The following is a 21,148-nucleotide window of genomic DNA, read 5'->3' on the forward strand; positions in this document are numbered from 1 at the left end:
AATTACGAGGATAACCATGAACACTCTCGACCCTTGCTTTGGCAACAGTGACCCCATCGCCGTCATTGGACTGGCTTGCCGCTTTCCGAAAGCACCAAATGCGGAGCAATTTTGGCACAACTTGGTGAATGGTATTTCTGGGCAAAGCTATTTTTCGGAACAAGAGCTACAAACGGCTGGAATAACCACTTCGCTCTCCGCGCAAGAGAACTTCGTGCCAAGCGGTGCCATTATTGATAATCCAGACTACTTTGATGCAAGCTTGTTTGGTTATTCGCCAACTGAAGCTCTCTCTATTGATCCCCAACAGCGGCTATTTTTACAGATAGTTTGGCATGCGCTTGAAGATGCAGGGTATGCACCAAACGCCATTCAATCGAAAACTGGTGTCTTCGGCTCGATTCGTACCAGTACCTACCCCTCTTTTGCCGACTTTGATGTCACTCAAGTTGGCCAAGTCAAGGGGCTACAAGCCTTATTGGGTAACGATAAAGATTACCTTGCCACGCGAGTCGCCCATAAATTTAACTTAACGGGTCCTGCGTTTACTGTTCAAACGGCTTGTTCTAGCTCTTTGGTCGCCTGCCACCTCGCCTGCGAAAGTCTGCGTTCGGGGGAATGCGATATGGCGATTGCGGGTGGTGTCGCGGTGTCATTTCCTCAAAGCTCAGGCTACTTGTACCAACCCGGTATGATCTTTTCTCCAGATGGGTTGTGTCGCCCGTTTGATATTGATGCCAATGGTACTTTTGGTGGTCACGGGCTAGGCTGTGTGGTGCTCAAACGCTGGGAGGATGCGCGACGCGATGGTGATACTATTCTGGCGTTGTTGCGTGGTAGTGCTATCAACAACGATGGTCAGGATAAAGTGGGGTTTACCGCTCCCTCGGTAAAAGGCCAAGCACAAGTGCTATCCGATGCCCTGCATTTGGCTGATGTATTACCCGATGAAGTGGAGATGATCGAGGCTCATGGTACAGGCACTAAACTCGGTGACCCTATCGAAGTTCGAGCCATCAAACAAGCTTATCAACGCAGCATTGAAGCCAAACCCTGCTTTTTGGGTTCAGTAAAAAGCGGATTCGGGCATCTGGACACAGCGGCAGGTATCGCCTCTTTAATCAAGACGGTGTTATCGGTATCGCGCCGCAAAATCCCGGCCTCACTCAACGTTTCTCAAGCTAACCCGGCTCTAGAGCTTACAGGTTCTGGTTTCCAGCTTGCGACCACTACCATTGATTGGCTGAACGAAACTCGCACTGCGGCGGTCTCTTCCTTTGGTATCGGTGGTACCAACTGCCATATGATTGTGCAATCGGCCCCTGAGCTGGCGGATCCTACGCCCCTCAATCCTCGATCCGAAAATGCAAAACTACTGATCTCCGCCAATAGTGAAACCTCGCTACGTAAACTGGCCGGTGAATATGCCACACGCTTAGAACAGCCAACACACCACAGTGATATTGCTTACTCCGCCATGTTAAAGCGAGCATTAGATCTCCCCTATCGACTGGCAATTGATTGCAATTCTGCGGCAATTCAGGCCCTACGTGATTTCGCGCTAACAGGGCAAGCTGGCCGTGATTTACATGTTGGCCAGCCTTCAGCAACAGGCAAGGTGGTGTGGTGCTTTACTGGCCAAGGCAGCCAATGGGCCAATATGGGACAAGAGTTATATCACCGCAGCGCCGCATTTCGTGACAGCATCGAACTGAGCCAACAATATGCGCTCGGCAGCTTAGAAATACGGCTTACTGATGCGTTATTCGGTCACCGCACAGAATTACTCCAACGTACCGACTACGCACAATTAGCGATTGTCGCTTTTGAAATCGCGATGGCCGCTCACTGGCAAAGTAAAGGGTTTAGGCCAGATATGGTGATGGGCCATTCGGTAGGTGAATTTGCTGCTTGTGTGGTGTCAGGATACCTCACTCACCAACAAGCGATTGCGCTTGTCAGCGAACGAGGACGGCTGATGCACTTATGTGCGCAACGCCAAGCGGGCTCTATGTTAGCGATTTTCGCTAAGCCAAACACATTAGAGACGATACCGGCTTTGCGCGAACTCGATCTGGCCGCGCATAATGGCGCGCAGCATTGGGTATATTCTGGCCATCAACGGGATGTCGACAACGCGATACTGGAACTTGATAAGCATGCCATTCGTTATAAAAAGTTAGACGTATCCTGCGCCGCACATTCACGCCTATTGGATGAAATGCTAGCGTCGTTTCATGAGTTTGCGGCTCCCATAACCGCAAAGCAAGGTACTATACCTCTGATTTCTAGTGTCACAGGACAGGTCGCCGATAATGCGGCATCGTTCAACGCTGAGTATTGGACCCGTCATGTCCGCGATACTGTACAATTCCAGCGTGCAATAGAGTCAGCCTTAGCCAAGCAGGCTAAGCTGTTGGTCGAAATGGGGCCAAGTGCACACCTCACAGCCATGGGGCAACGTGAAACATGGTCAACAGATTGTGTATGGCTAGGTACCTCTCACCCTAGCATCCCTACACAGCGTTTAGAAACTGAACTCTTAGCCGCTCTTTTTGTCGCGGGCTGCAATAATAAGTGGTCCGCGCTATTCGCGCTGCAGGGTCGACCTTGTCGATTGCCTCTGTATGTGTTCGATGAACAGAGATATTGGTATCCAACCTCCGATGTCAAAACAATCGAAACTGCACTGCCTAAGCAAACCTTGAGTGTACCGCCACCCACCACAATCGCGGCTCTCTATCCGATGCTGCGCTGTTGTGTGATCCGCGATTTGATTCACTCTTGTACGGCTCAGCCTCGTTTTACCCTGCGCGATCTGATCCGAGGGGGACGTTTGCTACCAAAACATCGAGATCTGATCACAACACTTTTAAACTCTTTACTTGAACACGGCTACTTGCAACAAGGGCATCAGTGTTATCAATTCACCGCCGTGTCTTTGCCAACCACAGACGTGGTTGCACAATGGCTGCGTGATGCTTTGGCCACCAATCAAGAGCCAGCGACAGTGCAATTGAGCGATATCCGAGCCTTATGCGAGACTCCGGCGCGCCTTAAGCAAGTATTACGTTGTTATCACACTTCGCCACTGCAACTAAAAAAGCAAGTGGCAGAAATAAAACAGCGTTTGCTCAGTCCACTGACTCCTTCGATTCAGCCAAACCTAGCAATACCATTCAGCAATCAAACGCAGTTGTTCTATGTAGATTGGGTAATGACACCAACAGAAACAGACTGGCATCAACTCATCACCCTGCATATGCCGAGTTTCGTACAAGAAGAGCGTAGCGACTGGTTGATTGTTGCAGCGCCATCTCTTGACCCTAAAACAATAACGCAACTGGTTGCACACAGAACGACTCAACTCTGGGGACAAGTCCAATACCAATTAAGAGGATGCTTAACTTCAGGAGAATGGGCTTGGATAGGTCAGATTCAAACCCCAAACTTTGATGATTCTCAACCACACGCGCTGTTACCAAGCCCCCATCAGCGCTATGAGTGGCAGTGGCTGCCAGTCGCCGCGAGCCAAGCTAGGCTCAACGTTAGTGAGTCTGATCTCCAACAAGCCCTACAGTGTCAAGGGGAGATTTACCGTGTCAATGAGACTGTCAGCCTGTTCGTATTGCCTGATGGTGAGCTTGTCGAGTGCGCTGAAAAAGTCATCCAATCACTAAGCGCTGATTTTACAACGCTGTATGTTTTGACCTCACAAGCCATGGCGACAGATGCAACGCAAAGTGTTGCTGCCGAGAAAGTGGCACTGATGTCTCTGCTGCGAGTTGCTCGCGCGGAACACAAACAGCAAGGTATCTATCTACTTGATATTGAGCCGTCTGTTGAGAATCATCACCATCAAGCCCTGATTCTGAGTCAGGCTTTAAACTCTGCTCCTTTCCATCTAGCGACTGAGATAGCTTATCGCAACCACAGCTACTGGATACCTCAATTGGTGCACGCCAAAACCGTGCCTGACCTCATCCCTTCCTCTTGGTTTACGACTTCAGGTTGGCATCTTGTCACTGGAGGTATGGGGGGCATAGGCCGACACATCATTAAATGGCTAGCACAATCCGGTGCCCGCCATATTGCGGTGATTGGGCGACGAGAACCCAGCGATTGGCCTGAGTTTTGCCAAACCATAACCAGATTCGGCTGTCAGGTGATGACCTTGCTTGGCGATGTGAGCCAAGAAGGGGAGCTGCAACGAATGCTTAATGATTGGCCGCGGACTTTACCTATCATAGGTGCGTTTCATGCTGCGGGAACATCGCTAACAGGCCTTATCAATCAATGGGATCCTCAGCAATCTGCCCTACTTATTCAAACCAAATGCCACGCTTTTGTCGCACTACACCAGTGGCTTGAAGCACAAGAAGCCCAATATTTACTGGGTTTATCCTCCGCAGCTTCACTAGGTGCGGTTGGACAAGGTGCTTATGCGTTAGCCAATGCCTTCTTAGATGGCTATGCTCTCGCCCAACAGGGCAGCAGCCGTTGCCGCGTGATGAGTATTGGATGGGGAGCTTGGGATAGCATAGGAATGACCGCCGATTCAGCGCTTCTCGATACACTGGCCAAAGAAGGTATGCATACCTTAAACGTACAAGAAGGTTTGTGGCAGATCAGTCAGAGTCTGCTCAGTAGCGCTCCTTTCGTACTGGCAATGAATATCGAACCTCAGCATGCTAATTTCCAGCCTTATCTTGACCCATTGAACACGGCAATAGATACAGTAGATACCATAGATTGCTTGGTATCACCCAAGCCGCTAACGCGTCCCACAGTGAGTGATGTAGGTCAATGGTTAACCGAACGACTTCGTTACCAATTGGGTATGAGTGACGATACACCAATCCGAGTCGATCAAGATTTACTGCAATTAGGTTTAGACTCTCTGCAATTTCTTGAGCTTAGTGCGGTTATTCAAAAACAGTTCGCAGTCAAGATCGATGCCGAACAAGCCTACAAAAACTTAACCATTTCAGGTTTGGTGGAAGCGATCGCCCGTGTCCCTGCTGCACCAGAATCAGATTCAATGCTCACACACTTTGTGAACGATCCTCACAACCGCTATACCCCCTTCCCACTCACGCCTATTCAACACGCGTATTGGATTGGTCGTGAACCCTGGGTTCAATATGGCGGTATTGCCTGTCACGTCGTCTTTGAGTGGGATAAGGATCTTACCGAGTTTAACCCACAACAATTTGCAGCCGCTTGGAATGCCTTAATCAAGCGTCACGACATGCTGCGCATGACAGTCAATCATGCAGGAGAACAAGTTGTTCACGCTGAGGTTGACTATTTTCCGATTGTAGAGAGAGACTTACGTTCACTCTCAGAAGAAGCACAACACGTTGAGCTTGAGCAAATACGCCAACAAATGCGTCATCAGGTACGGGCTGCGGATGTCTGGCCACTCTTTGATGTCCAACTCAGCCGTTTATCTGAGCACAAAGTGCGTTTGCACCTAAACCTCGACTTACTGCAGTTTGATGTACAAAGCTTCAAAATCATGATGGATGATTTAGCCACCGCCTATCAAGGCAAAGACTTGGAGCCTCTGTCGATCACTTTCCGTGACTACGTGATGCATGAGCAAACGTTACGCCATTCCGCCGAGTGGCAAAACTCATGGCACTACTGGCAACAAACGATCCCAACTCTGCCTAAAGCGCCTCAGTTGCCACTGAACCCGGATTATCAACACCATGCTCCGGAATTTATTACCTTAGAAGGCCGCCTTAGCGACTCTGAATGGCAAACGCTAAAATCGGTTTGGCAACAATGGGGGGTAACCCCTTCAGCTGGCCTGCTGACCCTATTTGCGCATACCTTGGCCAATTGGACTGCAAGCCCTGATTTTACGTTGAACATGACGTTCTTTAATCGTCAGCCTTTTCATGAGGCCGTCCAAGATCTGATTGGTGACTTCACCTCAGTCCTTCTAATGGATTTCCAACACGACTCAAGCACCGATTTGAAACAGCGTATCTTACAAACCCAAAGCAAACTTTGGCAACGCTTAGGCCATAGTCAAGTCAATGGGGTTGAGGTGATCCGCGAACTAGCCAAACACTGGAAATCCTCCGGTCAGCTCAGTGAGCAAGAAGCGGCACTGCCGTTAACTCCGGTGGTATTTACTAGCATGCTGGGAATGTCGATGGATGGCATGGATATCGAACAAGCCATGACCCATTTACTAGGGGATCCGGTTTATGTTCTGAGTCAAACCCCACAAGTCTGGCTTGATCATCAAATCATGGAAATTGAAGGTAATTTGGCGTTCAACTGGTATTGCATGGCCGGCGTACTGGCGCCAGATCTGTTGGAAAACTTATTCAACCAATATCTAAGCTTGCTGCAACAGTGTGCGGCAGACCCGCAGTTTTTCGAGCGATCATTGACTCAACCAGAGCCTCTGCACCCCCTTCTGCCGCCTGATCACGTCATCGCCGAATCCACCCTTGATTGGCACAACATGTCTCTCCCCGAAATTTCACCACAGATTGTACAAGAGGTGACGCAAGCGTGGGCGCAGCTTGAGCATCGTGCACTGCGTGGGATCTGGACAACCTTACGCAATCACCAGTTATTTACTTCGCCGGAGCAAGCCTATCGCGCACCACAAATTATTCAACAACTTAAAGTGACCGATAAACATCATAAGCTTATCCAACTTTGGTTAGATCAGTTATGCCGAGAGGGCGTGCTGACGGAGAAGGATGGAGAGTATCGCTTCCAAGACGATTTCCCCAAAGCACCACGATTACCTTTGCCTCAACAAGCTTGGTGTCAGCGTTTGGATACCTATCTTGAGGATTGCCTCAAGCAACACCCGGCTTTGTTGAATGGTCGCCACTCTGCACTCGAGTTGCTATTTTCTGACCCGGCGATCACCGATAGCCTCTACCGTTGTAATCCATCACTGCAAATATTGAATTTAAGTGCCGCGCGCGCCATTTATGCCCTTGGCCAACAGCAGGCGCAAGGTTTGAATATACTTGAAGTCGGGGCTGGCACTGCAGCCACCACTCGAGAGGTATTAAGCCTCGCCTCCTCAACGATTCGCCACTATCAGTTTACCGATGTGTCTCGTCTGTTCCTTCATGAAGCGCGCGAACTATTGTCTGAGTACCCACAGGTAAGCTATGGGCTATTTGATATTAATCAGCCCATTGATGAAGCACTAAAAATGGATGGTGGATATCAGGTTATTTTGGCCGTCAATGTTCTGCACGATGCCATCGATCTCGCAAAATGTTTGCAAGGTCTCCGTGCTCTGTTGGCCGATGATGGCTATTTGATTTTGATTGAGGCGACCGATCAGCACAGCCCAATGCAGTTGGCGACGGTTGGGTTTATTGAAGGAATCAACGCATTCAACGATTTTCGCCAATCCACTGGAAGTGGCATGCTGACACAACCAGCTTGGCTTACCCTGCTGGCGGAACAAGGTTTAGAGCCACAGTTGAGCTATCCCAACAGTGAGGTATCAGCATTACGTCAACATCTGATAGTAACCCAAAAACGTCCGCAACATAGTCCGCAGACCTTAGGTCAGTCTGAGTCCTATCAGCAACAAATAGAGCAGATAAAAAGTATATGGCAAACGTTTTTACATGGTGAGATTAACCACGACACCGATTTTTTCCTTGCCGGTGGTGATAGCTTAATGGCAACAAAGATGATCGTGGCACTACAACATGCGGGAATCAAACAAGCGAGCTTACAATCCTTGTTTGAGCATCCGAAATTCCAAGACTTCTGTTGCCAATTTGAGAGTGCCCCGTCTACTGCAACGACAACCGTTGAAACGGACATTATTGAGCCAAACACAACTCTTGAATCCCAAGATAATACAACACAACAGAAAAATGGCGTTTGCGTTCGACATTACCCACTCACACCGCTACAAAATGCCTACTGGCTTGGTGAAAATGCCTTGTTTTCCTTGGGAAATGGGGTTGCCCATTTCTATGCAGAGCTTGAAATTAAGCATCTTGATCGTCTGAGACTTACCCAAGCATGGAATCGACTGGTGCAATTACACGACCAGTTACGCGGTGAAATCGATGCAGGTCAATATCATATTCATCGCCAAGTACCAGAGTATCAACCACAGTTTCTCGACTTAAGCTCATGGGATGAACCACAAAAAACACGCTGGATTGATGAGGCAAGGACGCAGATCGCCGCCCACGGTGTAGCGACACATCAATGGCCTCTGTTTGATATCAGCATCCTGCAGGTAGACGGCGAAACCTCTTTGGTACATTTGGTACTCGATTTGGTCGTGGCTGATGGCAAAAGCCTCAATACTCTATTTCAACAATGGTTTGCACTGTATGACGATCTGAGTATCGAATTAGCATTGCCAACGATGAGTATCGACAACTATCTCCTTGAGCTTGAACAGCTCAAACAGTCAGAGCCTTACCAACAAGCTCAAGCTTACTGGCTTGACCGAGTACCGACACTACCAGAAGCTCCAGCACTGCCGTTAGCGGATAAACGCTCAGAGCATTTAGCACAAAGTGTACTCACTCACCACCTCAGTGCTGAACAGTGGAGTCAGATCCAAGCCGTCTCATTTGCCCATAATTTATTGCCGTCAATGAGTATGCTGTCCACATTTTGCCTTGTGATCAGCCATTGGAGTGCCCAGAAGCATTTTGCCATCAATATACTGCACAGTAACCGTCCGGCTATGCTGCCTCAATCCGCCGACGTCATTGGCAACCTTTCAACCACATCCATGCTTGAAGTAAGAACCCAACCCGGTTCATTGCTCGCGTTTGTTGAGCAAATTCAACAGCAGATGGCCGATGATATGGCACATTCCTTATTTGATGGTCAATCGGTGTTAACTGAAAAAAACCGTCATAATCATAATCTCAATGCGGGCATGCCAGTGGTGTTTAACGACACCTTATCGGTTGGGCAACATAGACCATTACCCTATGGCAAGCTCAATGCCTTTGGTGCACAAACCCCCCATGTTTACCTTGACAGTATGTTGATTCCGTCACCATGCGGCGGCGTTATCATCAAATGGACGATTCAAGAAAACTACTTAAAAAGTGGTGTCTTTGAAGCCATGTTTGCCGCTTATACCCACACGTTAGAAACGCTTACAAGCCGAGAATGGCAACAACCTCTCGCCCTAGCACTCCCCTCTGCACAGCAGCAGAAGCGTGATCAAGTCAATGCGACACAAGGTGAAGTCAAACTGGTTTTAGACAACCAAACTACGGCTTGTGTGGCGACATTGTGCGATTTAGTAAGGCTCGGTGTGGAACAGCACCCACAGCGAATTGCGATTGAGCAAGGCGAACTAGAACTGACTTATCAAACACTTTGGTTTTCCGCTCAGCACTTAGCTGCGCAGCTTATCGAACAGCAAGATGATGCACCATTAGTGGCGGTTGTGATGAACAAAGGATGGCAACAGGTAGTCGCTGTTCTCGCCATTCTGTTGGCAGGGAAAGCTTATATGCCCATTGATGGCGCTTATCCTGAACCTCGTATCCAAGCTCTGCTTAAGCAAGGAGCAGTCTCAACCATTATCAGCGATAGCTCTGAGCCTTGCCGCACCGATGACTATCGAGTTCTATTCCCTGCGTTAATGACAGAAGCCCAAGCGCATTTTATCCCAGTGGCAAACCAACCGACCGATCTGGCTTACGTCATTTTCACCTCTGGCTCCACGGGCCAACCTAAAGGGGTAATGATGGAGCATGGTGCCGTAGTCAATACCCTGCTCGATATTAACCAGCGTATTGCACTCGATCATCGTGACCGAGTATTGGCGATTTCCTCTCTCAATTTTGATCTCTCTGTGTTTGATATTTTCTCCACCCTAAGCTGTGGGGCAAGATTGGTAATACCACAGACATCGCCAAGTCAAGATCCTGAAGCACTGGTGCATTTAGCTCAGCAGTCAGCGATTACGGTGTGGAATAGTGTGCCAGCCTTCGCACAGTTATTGGTAGATTTACTAGAAAATCGATCAAATCCGCTGCCCCATTTACGTCAAATCATGATGAGTGGAGACTGGATACCCGTCAACTTACCAGACCGACTGAATACCCTTACGCCTCAGGCTAAATTGCTCAGCTTAGGTGGTGCTACCGAGGCCGCCATTTGGTCTATCTGCTATCCGATTGAGAAAAGCTATACCACACACAGCAGTATTCCCTATGGAAAACCGCTCACTCATCAACAATTTTATGTGCTCGATGAACAGCTCAATCCTTGTGCAGATTGGGTTACAGGAGAGCTTTACATTGGTGGACGTGGTCTCGCTCGCGGCTATTGGCATGATCAAGAAAAGACCGACTTCGCTTTTATCGAACATCCAACGCTTGGCCAACGCTTGTATAAAACGGGGGATTTAGGCCGCTATTTACCGGATGGTAACATTGAGTTTCTGGGCAGAAACGATCACCAAGTTAAAATTAACGGTTATCGTATTGAGCTTGGTGAAGTGGAAAATGCTCTACGTCAGTGTGCACTCAACGCGAGCGGAATAGACATCCTAGATGCCATCGTTCAGCCAGACAGAACGGCGCAAAATGGTGCACGTTTAGTGGCTTATATTCAGTACGCTCCCCACAGTCGACTTGATAATCAGGCTTTACTGGATCATGCTCGCCGACTGTTGCCCCAGTACTTATGTCCAAGCCAGATCATAACCTTAGAGCACCTTCCATTGACGGCCAACGGTAAGGTGGATCGTTCTGCACTACCGCGCCCAGATGCCCATATTGCAGCAGATCAATTACGCATGCCGCACTCACAGCAGGAACAACTTCTGGCTCAGATCTGGTCTGAATGCCTTAATTTCGCCCCTATTCCCGCCAATCAGAGCTTTTTCGATCTAGGCGGAAATTCATTGATCGCCGTACGCTTACTTAACCAAATCAATCACCGTTTAAACCTTGCTCTCACCGCAGGGCAGTTACAAACCCATGATACGGTTGAGCGCCTCGCCACCTTGCTGACAGAGCAAACCCAACCGCTCCATCATGCACCGGTAAAACTCTCATCAAACGGCAGTAACCGAACCAGTACACTCTTTATTGTGCATCCGATTGGCGGACACTTATTGAGCTATCAAGCATTAGCTAAAGAGCTCAGCCAGATCACTTTGTATGGACTTGCCTACCCAGATCGGCACGATAAATCTGCGCCAAAAACCGACATTGTGGCTTTAGCAGCACACTATATATCTATGATTCGTCACGTACAGCCAACTGGCCCTTACCAGCTGGCAGGTTGGTCATTTGGCGGAGTAGTGGCTTTTGAAATGGCTCGACAACTCATGGAACAGGGCGAAGAGGTCAGCCACTGCATCTTGATTGATAGTTATAAACCAAGCCAAAACCCAAATCAGCGATTAACCGAGGCGTCGATCCGCCAATACTTCTACGCAGATTGTATTGGCCGATTCCCGGCGCTGAAAGAGCATGTGATTTCGAACTTCGAATCAGAGACGCAATTTTGCGCAGAGCTTGCCAAGGCATTTTTAGAGACAGGATCAGGCTTATTAGACAGTGCAAGTCTTGCTGAGTTGCTAGCAATCTATCAGCAAAACTTGCGTGCCATGCTCGACTATCAGCCACCTTATTTGGAGACGCTCCCCATCACACTTTATAGCGCACAAAACCATTCACAGCTTGATTTTATGCGCTACCAACATCCTGAGATGGTAGAACGCCGCTGCCATGGTTGGAGTGATTGCTGTCATCCCATCATTCATCGCATGCAGGGAGATCACTACACCCTACTACAACAACCTCATGTGAAAACACTGGCGCACGAGATCTCTACTCTGCTCGGCCACCCTTCACATTCAATAAATTCGTTCCACCAACAAAACGTAAAAGAGCTAGAAAATGAAGAGTCGTAAGAAAGTCATTATCGTTGGGGCTAAATTTGGCGAACTGTACCTAAATGCCTTTATCGAATCTCATCCAGATCTCGAATTGGCAGGGATTCTGTCCCAAGGTAGCCTGCGTTCAAAGAATCTGGCCACTGCCTTTGGTATACCACTGTATGAAAAGGTGTCACAGTTGCCTCAGGATATTGCTATTGCCTGCGTGGTTGTTCGCGCCTCCGTTATCGGTGGGGGCGGTAACGTATTGGTCGAAGAGCTGCTCAAACGTCATATTCATGTTTTGCAAGAGCATCCCGTGTCGGCGAAAGAATTACAACGGCATCATGCGCTTGCTGAGCAATGTGGAGTCCAATACCGAGTCAACAGTTTCTATAGTTCGTCTCAAGCGGGGCAAACCATGATTTCAAGCGCACAGCAAGTCTCATTGCAAATGCGCCAGCCCGCCAGCTACGGCAATATTACGACAAGTCGGCAGTTGCTTTACTCAACATTGGATTTACTGCTGTTGGCATTAGGCCGCGATGGCAAAATTCAACCTATAAAATTAGGCAAACAACACCTTTTTGATCTGATTAGTCTTCAATCTCCTCACGGTGATTATCTGTTGCAGTTACAAAACTATCTGGATCCACAAGATCCAGATATGCACAGCCTCGCCATGCATCGTCTTATGTTAGGGTGGGAATCTGGCTATCTTTCGATGGTTGATAGCTATGGCCCGATACATTGGACACCAGCGCTTCATGCCGAAAAGCACCAGAATAACCAGCAAAGCCTGTATCAGGTCGTCAGCCTCGCTGAAGGAGACTATCTCAATCAACCGACTACGCAGACACTTTACGACCAACCTTGTCTCGTTAAAGATCTGTTTGAAGAATTCGGACCTGAAGGGGTATGCAACACTTTAGAGCAGTTTTGCCGTTTAATTGATGGGCAAGACACCGCGCCATTGTTGCTTATCTGTCACCAACTCAAGGTTGCTCAACTGTGGGAAGACATTCTCACATTATGTGGACAACCCCAAGAAAGGACCATGACTCCACCACCACGAATTTCATTTCGATTCAATCGCGCAGTGACCAAAGAGGTGGAGATATGAATCAGGTGTTCAAAACACTTTATCAGAATGGTGCCCAACCTCGTGAAATATGGATTATTTGTCCTTTTGCTGGAGGCAGTTTAAGTGCATTTAAAACATGGATGTCACTTGACTGCAATGCACTAGCAAAAGAAACGCTGGTACTGCTGGCCACTTACCCCGGCAGAGATCATCGAATGCGAGAGCGCCCCCTTACGAGTATTGAAGCAATAGCAGAGGATGTTGCTGAGGGATTGAGGACTTGGATAGCGGATCAAACCTTCATTAAAGAGACTCGAATAATACTCTGTGGACATAGCATGGGGGCACAAGTGGCCTATGAAGTATGTCATCGATTTGAGAGCAGTTTTGGAGCCCTATCACCGATCAAAAATCTGATCCTTTCTGCCTGCCATGCCCCGCATTTAAGCAGTCGAAGACGATTGAGCCAACTCAATGATGATGACTTTATTGACCAACTGATCGCGATTGGCAGCGGCAGTCCGATACTCAAGCAGCACCCTGAACTACTCCCGCTGTTTCTACCCATGTTGAGAGCGGATTTTTTAGCCACAGAGTGCTACCACCAAAAAGTTACAGCATCGAAATGTCTACAGTACACCCCATGCACACTCGTGTTTGGCGAACATGACCCTGAAGCTTGGGAGTCCGAAGTCGCTGCATGGCAACCATGGTTGATGCCAATCGATGACAAACCAACACTGATAGCCATATCAGGCGACCACTTTTACATCACAGCAACCCCTGAACACTTTCTCAGCAAGATTAGCGAACCAACAGTAACAAGGTCGGAGCATCGACCAACAACCTTAATAAATTACTCTCACGTTTCTGGAGAACAACATGGCTAACATTCATACGGCATATTTACATTCTTTGGTATTGCAACATCAATGTCATCCACTCCAACTCGTTGCCGAACTGACCTCGGCCTCTTTCTGTCATGAATATCTGGTCTATGAGCATGAGAATGAATGGGCGATCGGCATCAATAAACGACTGCAATTAACCGTCAACCATAGAAGCGAAGTTTGTGACTTTGAAGGAAAGGTCGCACAGGTAAACCCTCATCATCTGTGTCAATATATTCATCGTGCAACCCAAACTCTGAGTGGAGAGGACTGGCGACTCTTCGGCCGCGCTGATTTTGAATTCAGTCGCTTCGCTCACGATTTACCACAACAAGAGTGCCAACATCCACTGCTGGAACTGTTTGTAGCCGAAACCGAATTACGCATTACGGCCACTCACGTTATCATCCGTACCTTTGAAAGCTCAGTACTTGCGCAAATTCAAGCCATCATTACCCGGGTATCATGCTTACCTGCGCCATTGCCTCTGCAAGGGCAGCCCTGCTCTCAACAGGATATTGTTGGTGGCATTGAAGTGAAACATCACTATCAGCAGGCAGTCGATTTAGCCGTCAATGAAATCAAAGCCAACCAATACAAGAAAGTGATTTTATCTCGGCCAGCCATACTGCCGTTTAATATCGACATAACCAAAAGCTTTATTAACGGTAGAATGAACAACACGCCAGCTCGCTCTTTCATGCTCAAGCTAAATAACATGCAAGCATTTGGTTTCTCACCAGAAACAGTCTTAGAAGTCGATGAGCGGGGGACCTTGAGCACCCAACCTTTGGCCGGAACACGCTTACTACCCCAAGATAAAACCGACGCAGCAAGGCTAAAGAACGAACTGCTTAACGATCCTAAAGAAATTGCCGAACATGCCGCTTCCGTCAAGCTGGCTATCGAAGAGCTCGAACAGGTTTGTGATCCCTCAAGCGTTCATGTGTCTGAATTTATGACCGTATCAGAAAGAGGTAGCGTGCAACATTTAGCATCGCGAGTAAAAGGTCAGCTCGCCACAGACAAATCCGCATGGGATGCATTCCGAGTCCTCTTTCCTTCCATCACTGCCTCTGGCATTCCTAAACGTGAGGCGGTTGCCGCGATTGCTCGTTTTGAGAAACAACCCAGAAAACTGTACAGCGGTAGCGTATTCATTACAGACCGCAATGGATTTTTCGATGCGGCTTTGGTGTTAAGGGCGGGATACAAAACGGGTTCTGTTTCTCTGCTTCAAGCCGGAGCTGGCATTATCAGTTTGTCTAATCCTCAACGAGAATGGGAAGAAACTTGTGAAAAAATGGCCTGTGTACTCAATCATTTAGTCCTTGAAACCAGCGATGCACAGAACTCATCTTCCTTAATCAGTGAGGCAGTCGCATGAAAAACCGGCCAATGACAGCAGATTTACTCCGAGGCTTTATCGGCTACCAAACCGCACAAGCGATGCGTTATCAGCAAGCAGGACTTTGGGAAGACGCACCGCTTTGGTGCCTATTAACTCAAGGTGTTGAACAATACGGTGAGCAGATTGCCGTGCTAGATGAGCATCATCAGCTAACTTATCAAGCACTGCTAAACGCTGCGGATGGTATCGCGCATCGTTTGATAACCGATGGAATGCAAGTGGGTGAGCGCGTGGTGATCCAACTCTCAAATACTTGCCGTTTGCCAATCGCTCTTTTTGCCACTCTACGAGCTGGTTTAGTACCTATTTTGGCGCTGCCTGCTCATGGGCTTTCTGAAATCAAACACTTGGCTCAGCTCGGCGATGCCAAAGCGTATATTAGTGAAGAAATTCAAGGTGCGGCGTTGGCAAATAACTTAATAGCCAACTGCCAAGGCTTACAGCAGGTTTATCTGTTTGGTGAGCACGGTAACCACCATTCTCTTAATAATATTCAGCTTCACTCACCACTGATAGCTCCTACCATAAATCCAGGCCACCCTGCCCTATTTCTGGTATCTGGTGGCACGACAGGACTACCCAAGCTTATCCCTCGCACCCACAACGATTACCTGTTCAATATTCGTTGTTGCTGTCAGGCAAGTGAGATAAATGAGCGGGATGTTTATCTTGCCGTGCTGCCAGCTGCACACAATTTCACACTCGGCTGCCCGGGCTTTTTAGGGGTGCTCGCCAAAGGTGGAAAGGTCGTGTTTACCCAACACGCGGGGCCAGACCACTGTTTTGAGTTAATTGAACAGCACCAAATCAGCGCCACCGCTTTGGTGCCATCCTTAGCTCAATTATGGACAGAAGCCACACAATGGGAAGAAAGCGATCTTTCAAGCCTACGCTTGATACAAGTTGGAGGCTCGAAACTGGCCTACACTGATGCTTTAGCCATTCAAAAAGCCTTCCCTAATGCTCTACAACAAGTATTTGGTATGGCGGAAGGCCTTATCTGTTGCACTCGCTTGGGCGATCATCCTGAAATTATTGCGTCTCGACAAGGTCGTCCAGTCTGTGCACTCGATGAAATTCGAGTAGTCGACCCTCAAGGTTATCCCGTTGGCGAGGGAGAAGAAGGCGAATTGCTGACGCGAGGCCCCTATACCTTGCGTGGTTACTACCGAGCGAATGAACACAATCAAAAGGCTTTCACTCCAGATGGTTTTTATTGCAGTGGTGATAAAGTGCGCATGGATAGCGACCAATATCTCACCGTGACCGGGCGGATTAAAGATGTGGTCAATCGAGCTGGGGAATGTATTGCTACGGATGAAATTGAAGAGCATTTATTAGCTCATCCTCAAGTAGCGCAGGTCGCAGTGGTTGCAGTACCCGACTCTTATTTAGGCGAGCGGATCGGTGTCGCACTCATCTCCAAAGACTCTAGATTGACATTACAAGCACTCCGTCAGTTTTTAAAAGAGCGTAATCTCGCCTCATTTAAGCTTCCTGATGAACTGCACATCGTCAGCCATCTACCCAAAACCGCCGTCGGAAAAATAGATAAAAAAGCGATTTTAGGCCCCAGTGGGAAACCGTGGATGCTGGATATTCAGACTGGCTATAATACCATTCCGACCTGAAGCTGAAGCAGTGTTGGCTACGTTCGTTCACCCCAATCATCGAGTCGGTCGAGACTCATGGGGATGCATTCATTCGCCAACACGCAGAAACAGCCTTTCATCCTTCTTGCTCTTGTTAAATAGGCGAGGATGACATGGTAGTCGTCGATGGAGAAGACAGTAAAGCAGCTAATTGTTGATATAGCCAAACAACTTGAAATCGCAGGCTAGCGGTAAATGAGTGAGTCCCCAATCACAGCAATAGACCATGTGATTGGGGCGAAAAAACTCAGCCAAGATGGCGGTAGCTTCACATCGTTAAGGATAAACCGAGCACATATCTTGGCTCGATTTAAGAACCATTTTCCATTAAGCCATTTCGCTCTTTTTACAGAGTTGTGGTTTATAGAGTTGTGAGTTGGCTGTTGTAACCTCCTGTTGATACTGCTCAACCTTGCGCAATTGCCCTGCCTCCATCAAATAAACAGTATCAGCTTGCTGAATAGTCTCCAGGCGATGCGCTACGGAAATCACCGTTTTCCCTTGGCAAAGAATCTCAAGCGCTTGCAACACTTGGGCCTGAGTTTGGCTATCCAGTGCGGAGGTAAATTCATCAAGCAGTAAGATAGGCGCATCATGCAATAGCGCTCGCGCAATCGACAAACGCTGCCGCTCCCCGCCAGAGATTTGGTTACCATTTTCACCAATCCGCGAATCTAGTCCGTGCGGCAACTTAGCCACTAACTCACTCAAACCCGCCGCCTCTACTGCCTCGCACAACACTTGTTCACTCGCTTCGGGTTTGGCCAATAGCAAGTTATCTCGTAAGCTGCCGCCGAGGAGCTGAACCTCTTGCGTGACATAGGCGATATGCCGATACCAGTGCTCAGTACCTATTTCATCCAAGGTTTTTCCTCCCATAGTTAAGCAACCTTGTGTGGGGATATGAAACACAGCCAACACATCGAGTAAACTACTTTTACCTGAACCACTTTTGCCCACCAGCACAATATGCTCACCCTCCGCCACCTCAAGGTTAACCCCATTGAGTACTGGCTGGTCGTCTAAGCAAAGATGAATATTCTTGAGTGATAAATCAAAAGTACTAGGTTCTACGCCCTGTGAGGTTTGTTGCGGCAACTGGGAAAGCTGATGTAAACGTGATGCTGCTTTTAACATATAGCGGAGTAAGGCTGCATACACCGTCATCCGCGCTAGTGGACGAATAGAGACCACGGTGGCAACCACAGCAACCAAAAATTGTGAGTGATTCAACCAATCGAGATCCACCAACCACGCAGCCAAAACTAAATTGATCACGAGGCCAAGCTCTAAGATCAGCGTTGCTAACAATACACCACTTCCGCCAAGCCACTCTAATCCTAGTCCCTGATCTTTTTGCTTTTCAATCTGCTGGCAGAGCGGGTCCGCCAATCGCCCACTCTGTCCAAAGCTGCGCAGCATCGGCAAACAGTCTAGGTATTCGAGCAACAAGTTACTACTTTGCACATTGGTATGATGTGTGTGGTCTGCCTGATGGCTAAATCTCCGTTCTACGAGCACTAATACGCTAAACGCTAACCCAAAAATCAGCACTAGAGTCACGGCTAACCAAGGCTGAATCAGTGCAAGTACAATCATCATGACGATCGGTGTTGCCCAAGTTGCGACAAACTCGGTCAACAGGTGACTGAAAATATCTTCAAACTGTTTGAGATCAGAAGTGAGTAACTTTACTTTTTCACCTAAGCGTTTACCACGTAAAGCAGCCAAGGGTTGAAGACGGATATCGGTCAATAACTGATGACGTAATTGATGGGTAATTTGATAAGCACCAAGAAAACTGAGCTTGGTACTCTGGCCTACTATCCACTGCGCTAAGATCAACGACAGCGCTATCAATAACATGACAGTGAACGGCAATGACTCGGAAGAGAGCAGAAAGGTAAATAACATAATCCAGACCAGTAGCCCAATCAGCTCAGTAGCGACTTTGCCCAGTAAACCAAACCAAAAGTGCTGTGTCTTTGCACCACTATGTTCAATTAAACGCCTCAGACTATTCATCAGCTTTCTCCTCTAGTTGACCGTTCAGCAGTACCAAGCGGCGATCAACCTGCTGAATCTGACTGGCACGGTGGCTAATGATCAGTTGAATCTGAGCTGGTTCATAATGGCGTAACGCCTCAAAAACGCTCTGCTCTGAAAGCGCATCCAAATGGGCCGTTGCCTCATCCAAAATTAGGATCGGTGCTTTAGTGACAGCGGCGCGGATAATCGCCAAACGCTGCATTTCACCACCACTGAACAATCGACACGCTTCTCCAATTGGGCAATCGAGCTGCTGAGGTAGGCTTTGCACTAGCGGTTTAAGCCCAAACCAAGTCAGTAATTGCCAGATTTCATGCTCTTCAACGTGACGTTTCGTTAAAATTAAATTATCGCGTAAGGATCCAGAAAAAAAGACCACTCGCTGATCAACCGAGGCGAGATAATGACTACGGCTCTCATCGTCAATATCGGTTATTGACTGACCATTGATGTACCAAGCACCCGAAGTAGGCTCCAACTCACCGAGTAACGACGCAAGTAACGTGCTTTTCCCAACCCCAGACGCTCCCTCAATCGTTATGCGTTGTCCGGGATACGCTTTCAAATTCACCTGTTGCAATACGGCAACCTTTGGGTCGCGAGCCACAACAAGGTCACGGCACTCAAGAAGCATCAAAGACGAGGGGTAATGGAAAGGATGAGACTCAGGCTCACCGCATAAGGGAAGGATTCTGTCTATGGCGATGAACGATTGCTGAATTTGCGCAAACACTTGCGTTAAGTCTAACCACGGCTTAAGCAATCCCACACTCACGCATGCCACCATCACCAAATCAATGAGGGTTAATTGGCCCGTATTGGCGAGCATGATGGCAACAGGTAACACCAAGATCAGCGAAATTTGTGCCAGCGTGACAAATGTCACCCAAGCGCTAACCATCGTTTGAGTGTATCCCGTCACAATCTTATGATGAGATTGTAAGGTTCTGCTGAGTTCAAGGTAGGAATCCGCATCAACTGCAAGCAGTTTCATTACACCTATGGTGCGCAGAAATTCCATTTGTGATTGATGCAGATGAGCGACGATTTGATTATATTTCTGCTGTCTTTCAGCAAATCCACGCATCATCCAAATTTGTGCAGTCATTGCTAACGGCAGTGGCATTAAAGCAATCAGAGCGAGTCGCCAATCAATATAGAATAACAATCCCACCATAAACAGGGGCATCAAAAGGCCGTTGATGATATCCGTACCATGGTGAGCAATCAGCGGCTCAAGACTCTGGCATTCATCGGTGATGCGTTTTTCAATATCGCCCCGACTCAAGCTGCGCAGTTTATCCATTCTCATCTTGGCTAACGCACGCACTAAGTGTTGCCTTACTTTCTGAATAATGTGATAGGCCGCTAAATGTGCTTGCCATACTGCTAATGCATAAAAGGCGTAGCGACCCATTACCGTCAAACACATCATCAGAAAGTAAGCTGTCGCCGATTCGTTATGGTAAATCGCAGTGACGGCTAAATAGAGAAAAATCCAAGAGATAAGCTCAAAGACACTGCATAGAATGGCACTGGTTATCGATAAGGTGACGCGATTTCGCTCACTGAACAACAAGCTTTTCAGCGCTGCCATCCGGCTCATGTGATGCGAGAGCAACATAATAAAGCTCCATAAATGGAGGCTATGTTGGTTGAATATACATGCCATCGCTAACGCAATTAGGTATAAAATCGTCGCGTTTAGTCGTAACTAGACCACCACTCAGCAATCGGTATTAGTATATTAGTGGCCACATTCATTAATCCTCAATTGCTCAATATCGTATCAGCACCGCGGTGGGTGGCCGTACATCTGTAACCAACCAATTTAAGCGCACCTTATCGTCAAGTGGTATAGATTACGTTTGGTTGTATAAATCAAAACCAACCGAATCAAATAGAATATATAGGTAATCTTATTGATTGAAACAAACTCATTTGTATAAAAAAGAGCCGCAAAAGCGGCTCAGATTAATTATTGATGTTGAAACATGTCGATACTGTTGATACAACCATAAATTGATATTTACGATTCATTGTAAATCAATTAATTACGTAAAATAAAACCATATGTTGATATAACCAAATACAACCATAAGTTGATATTTTTGTGATACTTTGTATTAAAGCTAATTATTTATGTAGGAAACTTTCTTACATAAAAATCCCCCTGCA

Annotated in this window: 7 protein-coding genes; 5 read left to right on the plus strand and 2 right to left on the minus strand. The window is 47.7% G+C overall.

Going from position 1 to position 21,148, the window contains the following annotated elements; genetic code table 11:
- Nucleotides 1-16: 16 nt before the first annotated feature.
- Genes NB504_RS18375 through NB504_RS18395 form a run of 5 tightly spaced genes read left to right on the plus strand, consistent with a single transcriptional unit; the run spans nucleotide 17 to nucleotide 16,900 of the window.
- Nucleotides 17-11,920: a non-ribosomal peptide synthetase/type I polyketide synthase gene (locus tag NB504_RS18375; protein WP_258429591.1), complete on the plus strand. Its 11,904-nt coding sequence runs from the start codon at nucleotides 17-19 to the stop codon at nucleotides 11,918-11,920.
- Complete coding sequence (locus tag NB504_RS18380; RefSeq protein ID WP_017046026.1) at nucleotides 11,907-13,007, plus strand: thiazolinyl imide reductase; 1,101 nt, start codon at nucleotides 11,907-11,909, stop codon at nucleotides 13,005-13,007. The genes NB504_RS18375 and NB504_RS18380 overlap by 14 nt, the downstream gene beginning before the upstream one ends.
- Entirely contained in the window at nucleotides 13,004-13,858 is an 855-nt protein-coding gene (locus NB504_RS18385; protein ID WP_258429594.1) for a thioesterase II family protein, read from the plus strand. The genes NB504_RS18380 and NB504_RS18385 overlap by 4 nt, the downstream gene beginning before the upstream one ends.
- The gene (locus NB504_RS18390) at nucleotides 13,851-15,245 is read left to right on the plus strand and encodes a salicylate synthase (protein WP_017046024.1); all 1,395 of its coding nucleotides are present in this window, start codon (nucleotides 13,851-13,853) and stop codon (nucleotides 15,243-15,245) included. The genes NB504_RS18385 and NB504_RS18390 overlap by 8 nt, the downstream gene beginning before the upstream one ends.
- Complete coding sequence (locus NB504_RS18395) at nucleotides 15,242-16,900, plus strand: (2,3-dihydroxybenzoyl)adenylate synthase (protein WP_019281883.1); 1,659 nt, start codon at nucleotides 15,242-15,244, stop codon at nucleotides 16,898-16,900. Before NB504_RS18390 ends, NB504_RS18395 begins: the two co-directional genes overlap by 4 nt.
- A 348-nt stretch (nucleotides 16,901-17,248) precedes the next feature.
- On the opposite strand, the gene NB504_RS18400 is transcribed toward NB504_RS18395, so the two are convergent.
- Together NB504_RS18400 and NB504_RS18405 are read right to left on the minus strand one after the other, a co-directional pair.
- Nucleotides 17,249-18,946, minus strand: coding sequence for an ABC transporter ATP-binding protein (locus tag NB504_RS18400; protein ID WP_258429597.1), 1,698 nt, complete (start codon nucleotides 18,944-18,946; stop codon nucleotides 17,249-17,251).
- Nucleotides 18,939-20,594, minus strand: a complete 1,656-nt coding sequence (locus NB504_RS18405) for an ABC transporter ATP-binding protein (RefSeq protein WP_258429598.1) — start codon at nucleotides 20,592-20,594, stop codon at nucleotides 18,939-18,941. Before NB504_RS18405 ends, NB504_RS18400 begins: the two co-directional genes overlap by 8 nt.
- Between the last annotated feature and the right edge of the window lie 554 nt (nucleotides 20,595-21,148).

Source organism: Vibrio sp. RM-69-4, from assembly GCF_024743775.1.
In the GTDB taxonomy this organism is placed as follows: domain Bacteria; phylum Pseudomonadota; class Gammaproteobacteria; order Enterobacterales; family Vibrionaceae; genus Vibrio; species Vibrio anguillarum.

Coding starts and splice junctions, on each gene's coding strand:
- NB504_RS18375 (WP_258429591.1), top strand. CDS start 17: ATGAACACTCTCGACCCTTGCTTTGGCAACAGTGACCCCATCGCCGTC.
- NB504_RS18380 (WP_017046026.1), top strand. CDS start 11,907: ATGAAGAGTCGTAAGAAAGTCATTATCGTTGGGGCTAAATTTGGCGAA.
- NB504_RS18385 (WP_258429594.1), top strand. CDS start 13,004: ATGAATCAGGTGTTCAAAACACTTTATCAGAATGGTGCCCAACCTCGT.
- NB504_RS18390 (WP_017046024.1), top strand. CDS start 13,851: ATGGCTAACATTCATACGGCATATTTACATTCTTTGGTATTGCAACAT.
- NB504_RS18395 (WP_019281883.1), top strand. CDS start 15,242: ATGAAAAACCGGCCAATGACAGCAGATTTACTCCGAGGCTTTATCGGC.
- NB504_RS18400 (WP_258429597.1), bottom strand. CDS start 18,946: ATGAATAGTCTGAGGCGTTTAATTGAACATAGTGGTGCAAAGACACAG.
- NB504_RS18405 (WP_258429598.1), bottom strand. CDS start 20,594: ATGTTGCTCTCGCATCACATGAGCCGGATGGCAGCGCTGAAAAGCTTG.